This is a genomic window from Streptomyces sp. A5-4 (assembly GCF_051131715.1).
GTDB lineage: Bacteria > Actinomycetota > Actinomycetes > Streptomycetales > Streptomycetaceae > Streptomyces.
In genome coordinates this window covers 7,429,115-7,446,758 of record NZ_CP178591.1, presented here as the reverse complement: position 1 = coordinate 7,446,758, position 17,644 = coordinate 7,429,115, and the positions used below count along the sequence as shown (strand labels likewise).

Below are 17,644 nucleotides of genomic sequence, written 5' to 3'. Positions count from 1 at the left end.
CGTCCTCCTACTCAACGGGCGCCCTGCCCGGTTCGCGCCGCAGGGACAGCCCTTCCAGCAGCTCGTCACGGCTGCTGACCTGGAGCTTGCGGTAGATCCGGGTGAGGTGCTGCTCGACCGTGCTCACCGTGATGTACAGCTTGCGGGCGATCTCCCGGTTGGTGTGGCCCACGGCGGCCAGGGTGGCGACGCGACGCTCTGCGTCACTGAGCGCCGTGGAGGCGTCGTCCCTCTTGACCTCCGACTCCTCCTTCGCGGACACGAAGGCGTCCCCGGACAGGCCCCGCAGCAGCTGCGTCGACACGGCGTCCGTGTGACACAGCTTCGCCTCCTGCACGGCGCGGCGGCCGGCGGTGCGGGCCTGACCGAAGTCCCCGAGCGTGTGGTGGGCCCGACTGAGATCGGCCAGGGCCCGTACGAGTTCGAGACGGTTGCCGGAACCCTGGAGCAGGTCCACGGCCTTCTTCAGCAGCTTCGGACGCTGGCTGATCTCGCTGGCCCCCTCCTGCACCCGGATGGAGATGCCTCGGATGAACGCGCCCTGCGCACCGGGGCGTTCCATCTGGCGCGCCACCAGTTCCCGGGCCACTTCGGGCCGGGCGAGGCGCAGATATGCCTCGGCGAGGTCGCTGCGCCACGGCATCAGTGTCGGTACGTCGGCCTCCCACGCCCGGACCTTCTGCCCGCAGGCCTGGAAGTCGCTGAGGGCCGCCAGCGCACGGTCGACGGCGAGATGGTGATGCCCTCTGGCCCGCAGATAGAGCGTGCCGAACGCCGTGTCGAACATGGCCTCGGGGACCAGGTGGTTGAGCAGTTCCGCCGCGCGCTCATGTCTGCTCAGTGCCGTGTTGACCATCACCAGGGTGGCGATCGGCAGGCCGATCAGCACCCCCAGCTCTTGGCCTGAAGCCGTCCGAACGCCGCCTCGGCCTGCGCCTCGGCGATGGCCAAGTCCCCCTGACGCAGGGCGATTTCCGCCCGTACGCTCCCGAGCACCGCCTGCCAGGTATTGGCCCGGCGCCGCACGGCCTCCTCGATCAGCCCGTCGCACCACATCGCGGCGAGGTCGGGGCGGCCGGAGAACTGCAGGGCGAGCAGCGCGAACGCGATGATCTCCAGCGTGGTGTCGCTGAGCCGGCAGCCCTGGAGGATGCATTCCGCGCTGATTACGGCGGCGTCATCGGTGTCGCTCTCCAGGACGTTGGTGAGCGTCGCGGTGGCGCGCGCCCAGGGGTTGCCGACGGAGCCGCCCAGCTCGGGGTGGCCCAGGACCATGCGGCCGCCCTCCTGCGGCGGGATCCGGTGGGCCGGGCCGCACATCGACTGGAAGATGAGGCTCAGCTCCGCGGTGAGCTGCGCGTCGTCCAGGTCGCCCGCCTTGTGCAGGATCTTGCGGGCCTCCGTCGCCCCTTCGAGGTCGCCCTGCCAGAGCAGATAGCGGATGACGTTGACCGCGTCGCGGCCCATGAGGTCGCCGCTGCGCACGGCGGCCTGCAGGGTGTCCATGTGCGGCAGGATCGTGGCCGGGTTGATCCGCCAGGCCGCGCGGGCCAGCATCGCCGTGATGGCGACCCGCTCGGCGTCGGTCGTGCAGGCCTCCAGGGCCAGTTCGAGGCACTTGAGCGCGTGTTCGGCGTCATTGCCGGCGAGCGCCTGGGCCGCGGCGTCCCGCAGGACCTCCATGGCCCAGCGGCCGACGGCGCTGTCCGCCGCGATCAGGTGCTTGGCGATCTCCGCGGTGCTGGAGCCGAGCTTGTGCAGCAGTTCGGCGCAGTGCCTGTGCAGCTGCGAGCGGCTCTCCGCCTCCAGGCTGTCGAGGACGGCGGCGGCGACGGGGCCGGGGAATCCGGACGCGCCGCGCAGCCCGGACGTACCGAGGATGTCGAGCATCTCACCGGCCCGCTCCGGCATCATCCCGAGGAGCCTGCCGATCAGCGCCGGGGAGGCGTACTCCCCCAACACCGCCTGCCCCTGGGCGACTTCGAGGAGCGCCGGTTCCCAGCGGTGCAGGCAGCCACGGACGGCCTGGCCGAACGCGACGCCGGGCAGCACCTCGGTGAAACCACGCACCACGGGCTCGTCGAAATGCCCTGGATGTCCTCGATGAGCGCACGGACGAGCATGGGATTGCCACCGGTCAACTCGAAGCAGGAGTTGACGAAGGTGTCCGGTATCTCGGGCCCGAGCGAATGCACGAGCAGCTCTTTGACCCCGATGCGCGACAGGGCGTCCAGCCTGATGCGGTGGTGCGGCTGCCGGGTGGTCTCGGCATGGAAGAAGGGTCTGGCCAGTCGGGGCCGGGACCATTCGTTGAGCACCATGAGGACCCGCGCGGAGCGGATCCGTCGCTGGAGGGTCGAACGGCAAGCGCTCGGGGAAGCTCCTCGCCGTCAGCGACCTCCATGCCGGAATATCCGACAACCAGGACATCGTAGCGGGCATACATCCACAATCCGACGACGACTGGCTGCTTGTCGCAGGTGACGTCGGTGAGATCAGCACGGATATCGAGCGAACGCTCAGGCTCCTCGCCGGGCGTTTCGCCAAGGTGATCTGGGCGCCCGGAAATCACGAATTGTGGACGGTCCCGCAGGACCCTGTCCAGCTCCGTGGCGAGCAGCGGTACCGCTATCTCGTGGAGCTACTGCGGACCCTGGACGTGGTGACTCCGGAGGATCCGTATCCCGTCTGGGAAGGCCCGGACGGGCCCTTGACCATTGCGCCGCTCTTTGTGCACTACGATTACAGTTTCCGCACGGATCCGACGCTGACCAAAGAGGAATCCCTGGCCCGCGCAAGTGACGCCGGAATTGTCTGCACGGATGAATACATGCTGCATCCGGCGCCTTATTCCAGCATGGACGAATGGTGCCGGGCCCGAGTCGCGTACAGCGAAAAGCGTCTGGCCGAAGTTGATCCCGGGGCGCCCCTCGTCCTGGTGAATCACTATCCTCTGGTGCCCGACCCCACTCATGTACTGCATTACCCGGAGTTCGCCCAGTGGTGCGGCACGGAGCTGACCGGCGACTGGCACCGCAGATATTCCACGGCGGCGGTTGTCTACGGCCATCTGCATATCCCGCGTACCACCTGGTACGACGGCGTCAGATTCGAAGAAGTCTCCATCGGATATCCTCGCGAGTGGCGCGCCCGAGGTCTGGTCCGCGGCACTCTGCGTGAAATCTTTCCGGACTGGGAGCAACGGTGATCGAGGAGATCGTGCCCGCGGCGGTCGCCTGCGCCGACCGTTTCGACGACGCGGACCCCGTCTCGCCGTTCCCGCAGGAGGAGGCGGTGGTCGCCCGCTCCGTGGACGAGCGCCGGCGTTCGTTCCACACCGCGCGGCACTGCGCCAGGATCGCCATGGCCCAACTGGGCGTGCCGGCCGCGCCGGTGCTGCCCGGCGAGCGGGGCGAACCACTGTGGCCCACCGGCACGGTCGGCAGCATGACCCACTGCGCCGGTTACCGCGCGGCGGTGCTCGCCACCGCCGGTGACGTGCTCGGGATCGGCATCGACGCCGAACCGCACCAGCCGCTGCCTGACGGCGTACTGGACACGGTGTCCCTGCCCCAGGAGCGCGGGATGCTGGCCGAGCGAGCGGCGCAGCGGCCCGAAATCCACTGGGACCGGCTGCTGTTCAGCGCCAAGGAGTCCGTGTACAAGGTGTGGTTCCCGCTGAACCGCAGCTGGCTCGACTTCGAGCAGGCGGACATCGTCCTGGACCTCGACGGAACGTTCACGGCCCGCCTCCTGGTACCCGAGGGGCTACGGGTGAACGGCGACCGCGTCGGTGTGCTCTCCGGACGCTGGCTGGTCAGGGCCGGTCTGGGGCTCACCGCCATCGCGCTGGAGGCGCCGGGGGCCCGGCCCACCCGTGCGCGATGACCGAGGCGGTCCCGGCACCCCCTAGTGCCGGGACCGGGGCGCGGAGCGTCCGGGGCGGGGTCGACCCTCCCCCGGAATAAGGGCCATAACGGGATTCCGGCGCCCTGACCAGGACCGCAGACTTGAGGCCATGACGCTCGAAGCTGCGATCACGCCAGATGTCCGGCCGGTCCCGCAGGCGACCGGCAGCGATTTCGCCCAGTTGTCCCGCAGGATCGTCCAGGCCGGTCTCCTCGACCGGCGCCCGCTCTACTACACCGTCAGATTCACCCTCGTCGGCCTCGTCTACCTGGGTGGCTGCGCGGCGTTCGTCGTGCTGGGGGACTCCTGGTCGCAGCTGCTCGTCGCGTTCGTGATGTCCCTGGCCCTGCTCACCAGCGAGCTGGAGCAGTGGTGCGGCGCCCCGCTGAGCAGGGACATCCTGTTCAGCCACCCCACCGTCGCCGAGATGGCCGCGGAGGTCGTCCGGGCCGTGGAACAGACAGGGCGCCAGGCCGCGGCCTGACGGCCGTCCGTGGGCGATGCGGGGCCGCCGGGCCGCGCATAGGGGATCGCCACCCGCACATTAGGGGTGAGGAGTCGTAGTGGCACGGTCTCCCCGCCGCCTTCAATGGTCACCACTCGGGTGGCCCGCACAGCGTTGAGGAGCGGTGATGGAATTCCCTGTCATACCGATCGGAGCAAGTGCCTGGGACGCCATGATCGGCTCCGGCTTCGCCCAGGCGCTGCAGGAAGGTCTCTCCCGCGCGACCCTGACGGCGTCCGCGGCCCCGGCCGCCATGCCCGCCGTCGCCCCGGCCGCCGCGCGCCCGGCGGGGCCGCCACCGGAGTTCTTCGACGCGGTGCTGCGCCGCTTCGAGGCGGCCCTGCCGGACACGGTCGGCCAGGTGCTGCGCTGGGAGAGCGCGGTGCGCCAGAGCGTCCTGCGCCAGGCCCGCGCCCTCCTCACGACGGCGCTCGGCGTCCCCGCCGACCTCCCGCGCCCCGAGCCGGCCGGGGACCCGCTGCCGCAGTACAGCACGGCGGCCTCGGTGCTGCTCCTGGAGTGCGTCGTACTGGAAATGATGGAGAGCGGTCACTCGGACCCCGACGCGGTACGGGCTCTGAGTGCGGCGATCCGCGCGAACGAGGCGGCCGACGCCGCGGCCTTGGCCGCCCCCACCCGCGCCGAACGGCTCAGGGCCCCCAGCCCGCTGCGCAAGCCCGCCGCGGCGTGATGCGGCCGGCCCGGTCTCAGGCCTCGTCGGGCGTCAGCCGCAGCGAGATCGAGTTGATGCAGTACCGCTGGTCGGTCGGCGTCGCGTAGCCCTCGCCCTCGAAGACGTGGCCCAGGTGCGAGCCGCACTTCGCGCAGCGGACCTCGACGCGGGCCATGCCCAGGGTGCGGTCCTCGATCAGTTCGACCGCGTCCGTGTCCCTCGGGTCGTAGAAGCTCGGCCAGCCGCAGTGCGACTCGAATTTCGTGTCGGAGCGGAACAGCTCGGCGCCGCACGCCCGGCAGTCGTAGGCACCAGTGGTCTTGGTGTCCGTGTACTCACCGACGAAGGCGGGCTCGGTGCCGGCCTTGCGCAGCACGGCGTACTCGGCGGGGGTCAGTTCCGCGCGCCACTGCTCGTCGGGCTTCTCTACGTCGTACGACATGTGATGCGTCCCTTTCAGTTCGACGGGCCGGCCGACAGGCGGGACAGGATGGCCGGACCGAGGTCCGTGACGTCGCCCGCTCCCATCGTGAGAACGAGATCGCCCGGCTTGGCCATTCCCGCGATCACGTCCGGGACGGTTTCCTTGTCGGAGACCGCGGTCACATCGGCGCCCGCCGTGCGCGCCGCGTCGATGATCAGGGCGCTGGTGACGCCCGGGATCGGGTCCTCGCGGGCCGGGTAGATATCGAGGATCACCGAGGCGTCCGCGAGCGTCAGGGCCTGGCCCATCTCGGTGGCCAGTTCCTGGGTGCGGGAGAAGAGGTGGGGCTGGAAGACGACCAGGATGCGGCCGGAGGGCGAGTCGCCCGCGCCCGCCGCGCCGCGCATGGCTTCCAGGTCGGCGGTCATCTCGGTCGGGTGGTGCGCGTACGAGTCGATGACCTGTACGCCGCTCTCCTCGCCCTTGAGCTGGAGGCGGCGCTTGACGCCCGTGTACTTGCCGAGGGCCGACGCCAGGTTGTGGGCCGGAATGCCCAGGGCCACGCCGGCGGCGAGGGCGGCGACCGCGTTGTGGGCGTAGTGGCTGCCAGGCACCGACACCGTGAAGGTGAGGAACTTGCCGCCGAGGACGACGGTGACCTCGCTCGTCAGGCCGCGCGGGCTGACCTTGTGGACCCGGACGTCGGCCCCGGCGGACGCGCCGTAGGTGACGACCTTCAGGGTGGACAGGTCACGCAGCCGCGACGTCAGTTCGACGGCGCCGGCCTGGTCCGCGGAGATGACGAGCGTGCCGCCGGGGACGACCTTGCCGACGAAGGTCTCGAAGGAGTCGTAGATCTCGTCCATCGACGCGTAGTTGGCGTGGTGGTCGAGCTCGGCGTTGAGGATGATCGCGACCTCGGGGGCGTACTTGTGGAAGCTGCGGTCGCTCTCGTCCGCCTCAGCGACGAAAATCTCGCCGCCGCCGTGCCGCGCGTTGGTGCCGGGCCCGGCGAGGTCGCCGCCGATGGCGTACGACGGGTCGCTGCCCAGCTCGGTCAGGGCGACCGCGAGCATCGAGGTCGTGGTGGTCTTGCCGTGCGTGCCCGCGACGGCGATCGCCCGCAGACCCTCCATCAGCGAGGCCAGCGCATCCGCGCGGTGCACCACGGGGACGCCCAGCTCGGCGGCGCGGACCAGCTCCGGATTGTCCGCGCGGATCGCGCTGGAGACGACTACGCAGGTCGCGTCGGAGGCCAGGTGCGCGGCGGCGTGCCCGATGTGGACCGTGACGCCGAGGTCGCGCAGGGCAGCGACGGCGGCGGATTCCCGCGCGTCGCTGCCCGCGACCTGAGCGCCGCGCCGGGCCAGGATCTTCGCGATGCCCGACATTCCGGCGCCGCCGATGCCGATGAAGTGCGGTCGGTCCATCGAAGTGGGCAGGCCGGGTGCCATACGTGTGTCTCCCAAGGTGCGGCGTGTGAGCGGTGCCCCAGCCTATTCGTTGTGGGAGAAGAGCTTGAGCACCGGTACGCCGACCTTATGGCGCGCGCGGGACGCCCAGTCGCGGTGGAAGAACTCCTCGACGTAATGGGGTGCTGTCAGCACGAGCACCTCGTCGGCGCCGGTCTCCGTCACCACGGACTTGAGCAGGTCCAGCGGGTGGTCCTCCACGACCTGGCCCACCGCCTGGCTGCCCGACGCCCGCAAGGACGCCAGGGACTCCGCCAGGGCGCGTTCCGCGGGCACCCGCGCCTCCTTGCCCTCCGGCTCGTCGCCCTCCCGGACCGCGTCGTCGAGCTCACCCAGCGCGACGTCGTCGATGCTGCGCAGCAACCGGTCCGCCTGGTCGCCGCGGGGCTGCATCAGCACGACGAAGGAGACGGTCTCGTCCCCGTGCAGGGTGGTGACGAATTCCACGTCGACGGGAGTCAGAGGCTTCTCGATCATCAATACGCTCGTGAACACGACGGGCGCCCTTCTCTTCTTCGAGGGCCGGTGCACTTGGGTAGCGCGGCCGGTCCTGCGGAAACCATCCTTCCCCGTGTCCGCACGGGGTCTGCGAGAGTAAGTGTGCCCAACGGGAGCAAACCGGAACGGTAAATTCCGCTGCCAGTTGTCAAATCCGACGGTACTGGGTGTAAAGGAACCCGGCCTCCTCCAGTACCGACGCCAGCGCGAACCGCTCCGGCACCGCCACCTGCGGCCCGTCCGCGATCCGCTGCGCGCGGCCCGCGGTCAGCGTGGGCGAGACGGTCAGGCACAGCTCGTCGAGTACGCCGCCGGTGATGAACTGGGCGAGCAGCCGCGGACCGCCCTCGGTCAGCAACCGGGTGAGCCCGCGCTCCGCCAGCGCCGCCACCGCCTGCGACGGTACGACCGCCGCCCCGTCCCCGGCGATCAGCACCTCGACCCCGGCCGCGCGGGCCGCGCGGATCCTGTCCGAGGGGGCGGTGGCGCCGGTGAGCAGCAGGGTCGGGACGAGCGGGGACGTGAACAGCGGCAGGGAGAAGTCCAGGTCGAGGCTCGCGCTGACCACGGCGACGGCGGGCGCGGGGCCCTGTCCGGCCGCCGCCCTGCGGGCCGCGAAGGCCTCACGCGCGCGCGCCGGGCGGTAGCCCTCCAGCCGTACCGTTTCCGCACCGACGATCACCACATCGGCGAGGCCCCGCAGGGTGCCGAAGATCCGCATGTCGGTGCTGGAGGAGATCGGCTGCGAACGGCCGTCGTGCTGGGCCGCGCCGTCGAGCGAGGAGACCATGTTGGCCCGCAGCCAGGTCCCCGCTCCTTCGGTCGCCTTCGGATACGCGTAGGCGTCGGCCAGCTCGTCGAGGCTCCACTCGCGGTCGGCGGCGGAGACCCTGGCAGGGGCCGTGGCGGAGACTGTCTCGTCGGTCACAGGGAACAGGCGTCGCATGCCGTGCAGTCTGGCACGGCCCTAGAGTGGAGTGTTGTGTCGTCCTCCATCGCCGCTCAGGGGCAGAGCCCCCTGGCCGAAGCGGCCCCGTTGTCCCTGTGCGCACGCGCGCCGCACGTCCGTGCCGACCGGATGGTCGCCGAGATGGTGCCGCCGCCGCGCTTCGACTCGGTGCGCTTCTCGTCGTACGTGCCCGACCCGAATCAGCCCAGCCAGACCGAGGCCGTCCAAGTGCTCGGCGCCTTCGCGGCGGGCCTCGGCGGGGCGTCCGCGATCGGTGGGGGCAAGCGGCGCTGGTTCGCGAAGAAGCCCGCGGCGCCCACCGGCCCGCGCGGCGTCTACCTGGACGGCGGCTACGGCGTCGGCAAGACGCACCTCCTGGCCTCCCTGTGGCACGCCACGCCCGCGGACCGCGAGCAGAAGGCCTTCGGCACCTTCGTCGAGCTGACGAACCTGGTCGGTGCGCTGGGCTTCCAGCAGACCGTGCAGACCCTCAGCGGTCACCGTCTGCTGTGCATCGACGAGTTCGAGCTCGACGACCCGGGCGACACCGTCCTGGTGTCCTCGCTGCTGCGCAGGCTGGTCGAGGCGGGCGTCGCCCTCGCCGCCACCTCCAACACGCTGCCGGGCAAGCTCGGCGAGGGCCGGTTCGCCTCCGTCGACTTCCTGCGGGAGATCCAGGGCCTGTCGGCCCACTTCCGCCCGCTGCGGATCGACGGCGAGGACTACCGCCACCGGGGGCTGCCCGAGGCCCCCGCGCCGTACTCCGAGGAGCAGGTCACCAAGGCGGCGTACGCCACCGAGGGAGCCAGCCTCGACGACTTCCCGCATCTGCTCGACCATCTCGCCAAGGTCCATCCGAGCCGGTACGGGGCTCTCACGGACGGGGTGCGGGCCGTCTGCCTCACCGATGTGCGGCCGGTGGCCGACCAGTCGACGGCGCTGCGCCTGGTCGTGCTCGCCGACCGGCTGTACGACCGGGAGGTCCCTGTCCTGGCGTCCGGGCTGCCCTTCGACCGGCTGTTCAGTGACGAGATGCTGAACGGCGGGTACCGGAAGAAGTACTTCCGGGCGATCTCCCGGCTGACCGCTCTGGCGCGCGACGCGAAGGAGCTGATCACCCAGTAGGTTTGGGGCAGTTCCGCTCCAGATCCGCGAGAAGGGTTCCACATGGCCACCACGCGTCAGGCACACACCGTCTGGGAGGGCGACCTGCTGAAGGGCACGGGCACCGTGACCTTCGATTCGTCCGGCATCGGCGACTACCCGGTCTCCTGGCCGTCGCGCGCCGAGAAGGCGAACGGCAAGACCAGCCCCGAGGAGCTGATCGCAGCCGCCCACTCCAGCTGCTTCTCCATGGCGCTGTCCAACGGGCTCGCCAAGGCCGGCTCCCCGGCGACCAGGCTCAACACGCAGGCCGATGTGACTTTCCAGCCCGGCGAGGGCATCACCGGCATCCACATCACCGTGCAGGGCGAGATCCCCGGCATGGACGAGGCGGACTTCGTGAAGGCCGCCGAGGACGCCAAGGCGAACTGCCCGGTGAGCCAGGCGCTCACGGGTACGACGATCACGCTGACCGCGTCGCTCGCCTGACCCACGCTCCAGCCGGCACTCACCGGCACCCGGCGTCACCTGACACCCTGCAGCGGCCGGGGCGGGGAAACGCCCGGGGCGGCGCGCCACTCACCGCGGCGCGCCGGAGCAGGCATTGTGGCCCGCATGGTTCACGTACCACTCATTGCGTGGTACACACGTGCGGGTCACATTCCTGTCCGCCAACAGGGAGTTGCCCATGTCCGCACCGTCCGCATCCGCAGCATCTTCCACACCGGCCGGAGCATCCGGACCGCCCACCTCATCTGCCCCACCGGCCCCGTCGGCCTCACGGCGACAGGTCCTGGCCCGCACCGGCGCCCTGGGCGTCGGTATCGCGTTCGCCGGGTCCGTATCGGAGATCTTCGCGGGCACCGCGGCAGCGCAGGGCCTCGGCCGCAGTGGCTACGGACCGCTCGTGCCCGACCCCGCCGGACTGCTCGATCTGCCCAAGGGCTTCCGCTACAAGGTCCTCTCCCGGGAGGGCGACCCGCTCCGCTCGGGCGAGGGCAGAGTGCCCGGCAACCACGACGGCATGGCCGCGTTCAGGGGCCATCGGGGCCGCGTCGATCTCGTCCGCAACCACGAGAACCGGCACACCGCCGCGATCGGTGTCCCGACGGTCGAGGGTCTGACGTACGACCCCGGCGCCAAGGGCGGCTGTACGGCCATCGCCCTGGACGGCCGCAACAACGTCCTCGGTGAACGCGTCGCCATCGCCGGCACCGCGGTCAACTGCGCGGGCGGGCCGACCCCTTGGGGCACCTGGCTCACCTGTGAGGAGAACGAGGAGAAGGCCGGCACCAACGGCTACACCAAGGACCACGGATTCATCTTCGAGGTCGACCCGGTGGACCCGCGCCGCAGCGGCGCCGTCCCGCTCACCGCGATGGGCCGCTTCCAGCACGAGGCCATCGCGGTCGACCCCACGAGCGGGGTGGTCTACGAGACCGAGGACGCGTTCCAGAAGCCCTTCGGGCTCTTCTACCGCTTCCTTCCGGAGAAGCCGCAGGGCGGCAGGGGCTCCCTGCGCGCCGGCGGCGAGCTGCAGGCGATGCGCGTTCCCGGTGTACCCGACCTGTCCGCGATCCAGGAGACCGGCGCGACGTTCACCGGGGTCGAGTGGGTGGACGTACCCGACCCGCTGGCGAAGGAGACGCCGGTCCGGCTGCAGGACTTCGGCAGGAAGGGCGTCACGCACGCCCAGAAGCTGGAGGGCTGCTACTGGGGTGAGCAGGCGGTCTACTTCGTCTCCAGCTTCGCGAAGAGCGCCGAGGGCTCGGCGGCCGACCACTTCGGGCAGGTGTGGAAGTACGAGCCGCACAGGCGGCGCCTGACACTGGTCGTGGTCTTCGGTCCGAGCACGGACATCCAGCTGCCCGGCGAGTCCCCCGACAACATCTGCCTGGCGCCCCGCGGCGGCCTGATGGTGTGCGAGGACGGCAGTGGCACGCAGCACGTGTACGGGCTGACCAAGCGGGGCGAGGTGTACGCGATGGCGCGCGGCCGGCAGAACATCGGTACGCCGGAGGCTCCGGAATGGGGCGAGTTCGCCGGGGTCACCTTCTCGCCGGACTGCGAGACGATGTACATGAACTGCTACACGCCGGGGACCACGTTCGCCGTGACGGGCCACTGGAACCACTGAGCCAAGCCGTACCACCGCCCGCCCGCGGTCGCGGTCTGTGCGGTCCCGTCGCAGGATCGGGGGGACCGCACACGGCCGGCAGAGGACCGCAGAGGGGCGCGCAGTGGCCAAGAAGAAGCCCAAGCAGCAGCGGCCGGAGAAGTCGCCGCAGGGAACACGGCAGAGCCCGCGGCAGCCCCCGCTCACGGACCTCCTGCGCGTCCCCGGCGGCGAACGCGTCGATCTCTCCGCGTACGACGCGAAGGCCACCCCCGGTGGGCCGCCCGACAAGGCCGCCGGCCTGGTAGCGACCACCCTGATGGGCGAACGCCTCGCGGATCTCCAGGAGCGCCTGTACGCGGCGAGCACCGCGGGCGACCGGCGGCGCGTGCTGCTCGTGCTCCAGGGCATGGACACCAGCGGCAAGGGCGGCACGGTCAAGCACGTCATCGGCCTCTTCAACCCGTCCGGCTGCCGGATCAGGTCCTTCAAGACGCCGACGGCGGAGGAGCGCAAGCACCCCTTCCTGTGGCGGATCATGCGAGGTCTGCCGGAGCCGGGCGAGATCGGCATCTTCGACCGCTCGCACTACGAGGACGTCCTGATCGCCCGGGTGCGCAGGCTGGCGCCACACGGCCAACTCAGCCGCCGCTACAGCCAGATCAACCGTTTCGAGAAGACCCTCGCCGACGACGGCGTGACCGTGGTGAAGGTCTTCCTGCACATCAGTTACGAACAGCAGCGCAGGCGGCTGCTCGAACGCCTCGACAACCCGGAGAAGCACTGGAAGTTCAACCCGGGCGACATCGAGGAGCGCGCCCTGTGGCCCGCCTACCAGGAGGCCTACGAACTGGCTCTGCGGCGCTGCTCGACCGGGTCGGCGCCCTGGTTCCTGGTCCCGGCCGACCGCAAATGGTACCGCGACTGGGCCATCAGCAAGCTGCTGCTGGAACATCTGGAGGGGCTGGACCCGCAGTACCCGAAGGCGGACTTCGACGTGCCGGAGTGCCGGGCACGGCTGCTGGACATGGCCTGACCGTGAGCGCGGGCCGGACCGCGCCGGAGCGCCGCAGACGGATATTGTCTGATTGATCGGTTAGTTTCCGTCAGTGATCAATTTTGCGCAGAGACTGGTGACCGCGGCTGCCCTGGGCGCACTGCTCACGGGCTGCGGCAGCAGCGCGGACACCGCCCGCTCCAAGGCCGCGCCGCCGCCGCCCGCCGCCCCTTCCTTCCCCCGTGAGGCCCGTCCCGGGCTGCCCGCGCCGCCGACCCTCGCGCCGGGCCCCGGCGGGCTCACCCCCGTCTTCAAGCACGGCCGCGCCACCGGGGCGCAGCCGGCGAAGACCGTGGCGCTCACCTTCGACGCCGACATGACCGCAGGTCAGGGGCCGCGCGCGGCGGGCGGTGAGCGGTTCGACAATCCCGCTCTGATCTCCTCGCTGCGCAGGCTCAAGGTTCCGTCGACCGTCTTCATGACGGGCCGGTGGGCCGAGGAGTATCCGCGGCAGGCCCGCTCCATCGGCCGGGACCCGCTCTTCGAGATCGCCAACCACTCGTACAGCCACTACGCCTTCGCGAACCCTTGCTACGGGCTCCCGACGGTGTCCGGGCCACGGATGCGCGCCGACGTGGAGCGCGCCTTCGCCGCCTTCCGCAAGGCAGGCGCGCGGCACATCGTGCCGTACTTCCGCTTCCCCGGCGGCTGCTACGACGACCGCGCGCTGCGCGCGCTGGGCCCGGCGAAGGTGACGGCGGTGCAGTGGGACGTCGTCAGCGGCGACGCCTTCGCACGGGACGCGGACGCCGTCGCCGAGCAGGTGCTGGCCGGTGTACGGCCAGGATCGCTCGTGGTCATGCACTGCACCCGCAGCGCCGCGCCGGTCACGGACGCGGCCGTCCGGCGCATCGTGCCGGAACTGCGCGAGCGCGGTTATCGTTTCGTCAAGGTCTCCGAGCTCATGGAGCAGTCCTCGCAGCGGCAGGGCCGGCAGGAGCGGTAGGGCGGGCGGGGCGCTCGTAGAGCGTCTCCATGCCGTCCTCCTCGTCCCACAGCTCTCCGACCTCCGCGAAGCCGAAGCCGGCGATCGTGGCCTCCGAGGCCACGTTCCCGGGGCTGATCGAGGCCCGCACGGTGATGGCACGCGGATCGGCTGCGGCCCTGCGCAGCAGCTCCACGAGCATGGCGCGGGCGTGCCCCCGGCGGCGGAACTCCGGCAGCACGCCGTAGCCGACCTCGACCATGCCCACTTCGTCGGGCGGACCGTGGAACCCGGCGTGCCCGACGACGCCGCCGTCCGCCCCGCAGGCGAGAGTGCGCAGAATCCAGGGTGCGCCGCCGGGGTCGTCGGCCAGCTGGCCGAGCCGGTAGCGCCACAGCCACATCAGGCCGTCGGCCAGGAAGTAGTCGGTCAGCTCGACCCCGGTCAGAACACCGGCTTTCGCCAGGTCCTTGTCCAGCAGAGCGGTCATGGCCGCGGCGGGCAGCTCGACGAAGCGCAAGGGCGGTGCGAGGGGATTTGTCATCGTGCGGATCATCGTCGGGCGCCGGGAACGGTGTCCACCGGGTTTTATCCGGAGCAGGCGGTGCGCTGCGCCTCCTGCCACTCGCAGACGGGGCAGTACACAACACCCTTGACCGACTCGGAGTACTCGGTCGGCTCGCGGCACAGCACACACGCGGCAAAGGGCGGACCGCCCGCGACGGGTGTCTCGTGCGCCGGGCTTTCGCAGTACGGGCCGCTGTCTTCCATGTCCACGAGCCTACTCAGCGCGTACGGTCCCGCTCAGCCGCGTCGCGAACTGAGCGCACCGGCCACCGCAGCCGCCCCGCCCGCGATCACCGCGGCGGCGACGAGCGGCAGCACGGGCGTGTGCACGACACCCGTGTGCGAGCCGGTGACCAGGCCGGACACCGCCGCGTGCGCGGGTGAGCCGGTCACCACCAGGGTCAGCAGCGCCCCGAGTGCGGTGGCCGCCAGCGACCATCCGGTGCCGCGCAGCAGCGGCCAGGTGCACAGCGCGCCGACAGCGGTGCCGATCAGGGCGCAGGTCAGCGCCGCGAGCAACCCCGCCCCCGCGGCCGGGAGCAGCGGGATCAGCACCTTGTTGTCGCTGCTGACCGCCCTGCTGATCGCGGTCACCAGCACGGTGCCCAGGACACCGAGCGCCGCGGTGCACAGCAGCGCGGCGAGCAGGGACGAAAGGTGCACCCGGGCCGGACTGGTCGCGGCGGCCGCGCAGTGCCGGGCCGCGTCCGGCTCGTTGGTGACACAGACCCGGGCGAGCCAGGCCCCCGCGGGCAGCAGGACGGCGGCGGCGTACCCGAGCGAGTCCAGGACGGGCTGCCCGGACTGCACTCCGACGGCGAGGAAGGCCGCGTACAGCAGAACGGGCGCCAGCCAGCGCTGCGAGCGCATCAGCAGCGCGGTCTGGTACCGCAACAGCGCGCCGCTCATGCCCGCTCCCCGTCGGCCCCGGCGACGGCCCTTCCCGGGGCCCGGTCCGCGGCGGGAGGGCCCTGGTCCGCGGCGAGAACGGCCCGCACATGCCACGGCGGTCGAGCCGTCAGCAGTGCGCGCAGCACCCCGTCGGAGTACGCGGCCGACACCGTCAGCCGCACGGCCCCCTCCGGGCCCGGCTCCGGAACCGGCGCCCCGGGCAGGCCGGGCGGCAGCGCGGCGCCACCCGGGGCCACCGCGTCGATCCGTACCGGCGGCCCCGTCGCGACGGCCTCCGCCGACGCGGTGATCGGCATCAACGCACCGCCCTCGACCCGGTGCACCTGGTCCACGGCGCCGACGAGCCGCCGCAGGTCGTGGTCGACGAAGACCACCGTCGCACCGCCCGCGACACGCTCGGCCACCGCCCGGTCGAACGCGTCGCGGGCCAGCACGTCGAGGCCGGTCCACGCCTCGTCCAGGACCAGCAACTCCGGCTCCCCGAGGAGCGCCTGGGCCACCGCCACCTTCTGGCTGGTGCCCTTGGACAGCTCGGCGAGCGGCGTGCGCGCATGCCCGGCCGCGCCGAACCGCTCCAGCCACTCCCCCGCCCGCTCCCGCGCCGCGTTCCGGCCGAGGCCGTGGATGCGCCCGAGGTGAGTGAGGTAGCCCGCGGCGGTGAACGGCAGCGCCGCGGGGAAGCGCTCGGGCACGTACGCCGTGCGCGGTCTTTCCAGGACCCGTCCGGCCATCGGCGCGTCGATCCCGGCCAGCAGCCGCAGCAGCGTCGACTTGCCGCTGCCGTTGGCGCCCTCGATGCGGACCAGGCCGCGTGCGGGCAGGTCGAGGTCGACCCCGCGCAGTACCCAGGGACCGCCGAGGCCGTACCGGCGGCCCACCCCTACGAGTTTCAGGCGGCCGGCTTCGCGGTGAGCTCGCTGGGCCGCACGATCACGAAACCGTCGCCCTGGAGCATCAGCTGGACCGCCTCGCCGGAACCGCCGCGCACCATCGATCCGACGGACTGCGAGCGGTGCAGGCTGGTGTTGAGCTGCGCGCTCCAGCCGACCACCGCGTCGGTGTCGACGTACACGGGCTGCTGCTGAGTCACCGGGATCACGATGGGGTTGCCCTCGCAGATCACGGCGAGCTTGCCGTATCCGGTGAAGAGGCTGTTGAAGAGCCCGCCGCCGGTCATGCCGGCGCCCTTCACGGTCTTGATCTCGTACGAGAGGGTCGCGTCGAAGCACAGCACATTGCGGCCGTTGACGGTGAGCGCGTCGCCCTGGTCGATGTCGACGATGAAGCAGTTCTGCGCCTCGTGCGCGAACCACGCCTCGCCCTGGCCGGTGACCGCCATGAGGGCCAGGCCCTCACCGGTGACGGCGCGCTTGAGCATGCCGCCGATGCCCTGGCCCTTGCGCTCGAACTGGAGATTGCCGCGGAAGGCGATCATCGAGCCCTGTCGCGCGTGTATCTCGCCGTTGACGGCGTACTTGACCGACTTGGCGTTCTGGAGGGTCATCCCGGGGACTGTGGCCTGCTGCGCCATGTTCTCTGAGGCAAAAAGATCGCTCTTCATGAGGAGCATCCTCACCCGGAGGGCCTGCCTCCGCCAAGGTGCCAGGGCAATCCGGCTGTGAGCTGTGCGAGACCCGGCTGGCAGACTGGGCGAGTGAGCACCGACGACACCCCCGACAGTCCCTTCCGGCACGAGCAGACGGCACGCGACGAGGCGCCGCAGTACGTGCTGCCGCTGGTCGTCCACATCGAGAAGACCGAGCCCCCTGCCCGTACGGACGCGCTGGAGACCGCGGCCCGTGCGGTGCTGGTGATGCTCTCGGACGAGCGCTCGCTGGGTGAGGGCGAGTGGGCCGAGGCCGTACGGGACTGGCAGGACGCGCGGATCCGCAAGGTGGTGCGGCGGGCCCGCGGGGCGGAGTGGCGCAAGGCGTCGGCGCTGCCCGGCATCACGGTCACCGGAGGTGGAGTCGAAACGGTGGACGCGGCCGAGGTGGCGACGGACACGGCCGGGGGTGCGACGGGCCCGGCGAGCGCCGCCGAGGTGCGGGTCTTTCCGCCCGTGCCACTGGACGGCTGGCCCAAGGAGCTGGCGAAGCTCCAGGTGTCGGGGACGGACCTGGACGACCCGGAGCCGCCGCCCGCCCCCGACCCGGCCGCCCCCGTGCTCTGGCTGAGCCCAGAGCTGGGCATGTCGGCGGGCAAGGCGATGGCGCAGGCCGGGCACGGGGCGCAACTGGCCTGGTGGGAGCTGTCGGAGGTGGAGCGCGATGCCTGGCGGGACGCCGGATTCCCGTTGTCCGTACGAACGGCGTCGGCCGCCAGGTGGCGGGAGCTCACCACGAGCGGGCTGCCGGTCGTCCGGGACGCGGGGTTCACGGAGATCGCGCCGGGCTCCTGCACGGTGGTCGCCGACCACCCCGCGCTCCGCCTCTCGCGACACGTCTGAAACAGCTTCCTCCTGAGTCACGTTGAACACGTCGACTCCGTCACACGTACCTACGAATACCTGTGATTGGGTTGTCCGGCCGTT

At 71.2% G+C, this 17,644-nt stretch carries 21 protein-coding genes; 10 read left to right on the top strand and 11 right to left on the bottom strand.

Going from position 1 to position 17,644, the window contains the following annotated elements; genetic code table 11:
* Nucleotides 1-7: 7 nt before the first annotated feature.
* Both ACLLJJ_RS34995 and ACLLJJ_RS34990 read right to left on the bottom strand, forming a co-directional pair.
* Nucleotides 8-889 (bottom strand): response regulator transcription factor, encoded by an 882-nt coding sequence (locus tag ACLLJJ_RS34995; protein WP_434598625.1) that lies wholly within the window; start codon nucleotides 887-889, stop codon nucleotides 8-10.
* Entirely contained in the window at nucleotides 883-2,070 is a 1,188-nt protein-coding gene (locus tag ACLLJJ_RS34990; RefSeq protein WP_434598623.1) for a hypothetical protein, read from the bottom strand. Before ACLLJJ_RS34990 ends, ACLLJJ_RS34995 begins: the two co-directional genes overlap by 7 nt.
* Before the next feature lie 340 nt (nucleotides 2,071-2,410).
* On the opposite strand from ACLLJJ_RS34990, the gene ACLLJJ_RS34985 reads away from it, so the two are divergent.
* The 4 genes from ACLLJJ_RS34985 to ACLLJJ_RS34970 all read left to right on the top strand — a co-directional run bounded on the left by ACLLJJ_RS34985 (nucleotide 2,411) and on the right by ACLLJJ_RS34970 (nucleotide 5,105).
* A complete protein-coding gene (locus ACLLJJ_RS34985) occupies nucleotides 2,411-3,208 on the top strand; it encodes a metallophosphoesterase family protein (protein WP_434600602.1) in 798 nt (265 codons plus the stop codon).
* Entirely contained in the window at nucleotides 3,205-3,888 is a 684-nt protein-coding gene (locus tag ACLLJJ_RS34980) for a 4'-phosphopantetheinyl transferase family protein (RefSeq protein WP_434598621.1), read from the top strand. Before ACLLJJ_RS34985 ends, ACLLJJ_RS34980 begins: the two co-directional genes overlap by 4 nt.
* A 130-nt stretch (nucleotides 3,889-4,018) precedes the next feature.
* Entirely contained in the window at nucleotides 4,019-4,393 is a 375-nt protein-coding gene (locus ACLLJJ_RS34975) for a hypothetical protein (protein WP_434598619.1), read from the top strand.
* 148 nt (nucleotides 4,394-4,541) lie between these two features.
* Nucleotides 4,542-5,105: a hypothetical protein gene (locus tag ACLLJJ_RS34970; protein WP_434598617.1), complete on the top strand. Its 564-nt coding sequence runs from the start codon at nucleotides 4,542-4,544 to the stop codon at nucleotides 5,103-5,105.
* 16 nt (nucleotides 5,106-5,121) lie between these two features.
* Here the strand turns inward: ACLLJJ_RS34970 and msrB are convergent, their stop codons facing one another.
* From msrB to ACLLJJ_RS34950, 4 genes are all read right to left on the bottom strand, one after another.
* A complete protein-coding gene (gene msrB, locus ACLLJJ_RS34965; protein WP_434598615.1) occupies nucleotides 5,122-5,529 on the bottom strand; it encodes a peptide-methionine (R)-S-oxide reductase MsrB in 408 nt (135 codons plus the stop codon).
* Between the two features lie 14 nt (nucleotides 5,530-5,543).
* Nucleotides 5,544-6,965: a UDP-N-acetylmuramate--L-alanine ligase gene (murC, locus tag ACLLJJ_RS34960; RefSeq protein ID WP_434598613.1), complete on the bottom strand. Its 1,422-nt coding sequence runs from the start codon at nucleotides 6,963-6,965 to the stop codon at nucleotides 5,544-5,546.
* Nucleotides 6,966-7,007: 42 nt separating this feature from the next.
* On the bottom strand, nucleotides 7,008-7,478 hold the full coding sequence (locus ACLLJJ_RS34955) for an indole-3-glycerol phosphate synthase (RefSeq protein ID WP_434598611.1): 471 nt from the start codon (nucleotides 7,476-7,478) through the stop codon (nucleotides 7,008-7,010).
* Nucleotides 7,479-7,629: 151 nt separating this feature from the next.
* The gene (locus ACLLJJ_RS34950; protein ID WP_434598609.1) at nucleotides 7,630-8,427 is read right to left on the bottom strand and encodes a pyrimidine reductase family protein; all 798 of its coding nucleotides are present in this window, start codon (nucleotides 8,425-8,427) and stop codon (nucleotides 7,630-7,632) included.
* Nucleotides 8,428-8,463: 36 nt separating this feature from the next.
* On the opposite strand from ACLLJJ_RS34950, the gene zapE reads away from it, so the two are divergent.
* From zapE to ACLLJJ_RS34925, 5 genes are all read left to right on the top strand, one after another.
* A complete protein-coding gene (zapE, locus tag ACLLJJ_RS34945) occupies nucleotides 8,464-9,555 on the top strand; it encodes a cell division protein ZapE (protein ID WP_434598607.1) in 1,092 nt (363 codons plus the stop codon).
* Between the two features lie 42 nt (nucleotides 9,556-9,597).
* On the top strand, nucleotides 9,598-10,023 hold the full coding sequence (locus ACLLJJ_RS34940; protein ID WP_434598605.1) for an OsmC family protein: 426 nt from the start codon (nucleotides 9,598-9,600) through the stop codon (nucleotides 10,021-10,023).
* 199 nt (nucleotides 10,024-10,222) lie between these two features.
* Nucleotides 10,223-11,671 (top strand): alkaline phosphatase PhoX, encoded by a 1,449-nt coding sequence (locus tag ACLLJJ_RS34935; RefSeq protein ID WP_434598603.1) that lies wholly within the window; start codon nucleotides 10,223-10,225, stop codon nucleotides 11,669-11,671.
* Between the two features lie 103 nt (nucleotides 11,672-11,774).
* Nucleotides 11,775-12,686 carry a PPK2 family polyphosphate kinase gene (locus ACLLJJ_RS34930; protein WP_434598601.1) on the top strand — a complete coding sequence of 304 codons (912 nt, stop codon included), beginning with the start codon at nucleotides 11,775-11,777 and terminating at the stop codon, nucleotides 12,684-12,686.
* A gap of 73 nt (nucleotides 12,687-12,759) precedes the next feature.
* The gene (locus tag ACLLJJ_RS34925) at nucleotides 12,760-13,653 is read left to right on the top strand and encodes a polysaccharide deacetylase family protein (protein ID WP_434598599.1); all 894 of its coding nucleotides are present in this window, start codon (nucleotides 12,760-12,762) and stop codon (nucleotides 13,651-13,653) included.
* Here the strand turns inward: ACLLJJ_RS34925 and ACLLJJ_RS34920 are convergent.
* The 5 genes from ACLLJJ_RS34920 to ACLLJJ_RS34900 are packed head-to-tail and all read right to left on the bottom strand — an operon-like array spanning nucleotide 13,610 to nucleotide 16,672.
* Nucleotides 13,610-14,176, bottom strand: a complete 567-nt coding sequence (locus ACLLJJ_RS34920; RefSeq protein WP_434598597.1) for a GNAT family N-acetyltransferase — start codon at nucleotides 14,174-14,176, stop codon at nucleotides 13,610-13,612. The genes ACLLJJ_RS34925 and ACLLJJ_RS34920 overlap by 44 nt on opposite strands.
* Before the next feature lie 44 nt (nucleotides 14,177-14,220).
* Nucleotides 14,221-14,403, bottom strand: coding sequence for a hypothetical protein (locus tag ACLLJJ_RS34915; RefSeq protein WP_434598595.1), 183 nt, complete (start codon nucleotides 14,401-14,403; stop codon nucleotides 14,221-14,223).
* A gap of 33 nt (nucleotides 14,404-14,436) precedes the next feature.
* Complete coding sequence (locus tag ACLLJJ_RS34910; RefSeq protein WP_434598593.1) at nucleotides 14,437-15,108, bottom strand: ABC transporter; 672 nt, start codon at nucleotides 15,106-15,108, stop codon at nucleotides 14,437-14,439.
* The gene (locus ACLLJJ_RS34905; protein WP_434600601.1) at nucleotides 15,105-16,004 is read right to left on the bottom strand and encodes an ATP-binding cassette domain-containing protein; all 900 of its coding nucleotides are present in this window, start codon (nucleotides 16,002-16,004) and stop codon (nucleotides 15,105-15,107) included. The genes ACLLJJ_RS34910 and ACLLJJ_RS34905 overlap by 4 nt, the downstream gene beginning before the upstream one ends.
* Nucleotides 16,001-16,672 carry an AIM24 family protein gene (locus tag ACLLJJ_RS34900; protein ID WP_434598591.1) on the bottom strand — a complete coding sequence of 224 codons (672 nt, stop codon included), beginning with the start codon at nucleotides 16,670-16,672 and terminating at the stop codon, nucleotides 16,001-16,003. The genes ACLLJJ_RS34905 and ACLLJJ_RS34900 overlap by 4 nt, the downstream gene beginning before the upstream one ends.
* Before the next feature lie 93 nt (nucleotides 16,673-16,765).
* Between ACLLJJ_RS34900 and ACLLJJ_RS34895 the strand changes: the two genes are divergently transcribed.
* Nucleotides 16,766-17,560 (top strand): peptidyl-tRNA hydrolase, encoded by a 795-nt coding sequence (locus ACLLJJ_RS34895; RefSeq protein WP_434598588.1) that lies wholly within the window; start codon nucleotides 16,766-16,768, stop codon nucleotides 17,558-17,560.
* The last annotated feature ends 84 nt before the right edge of the window (nucleotides 17,561-17,644 follow it).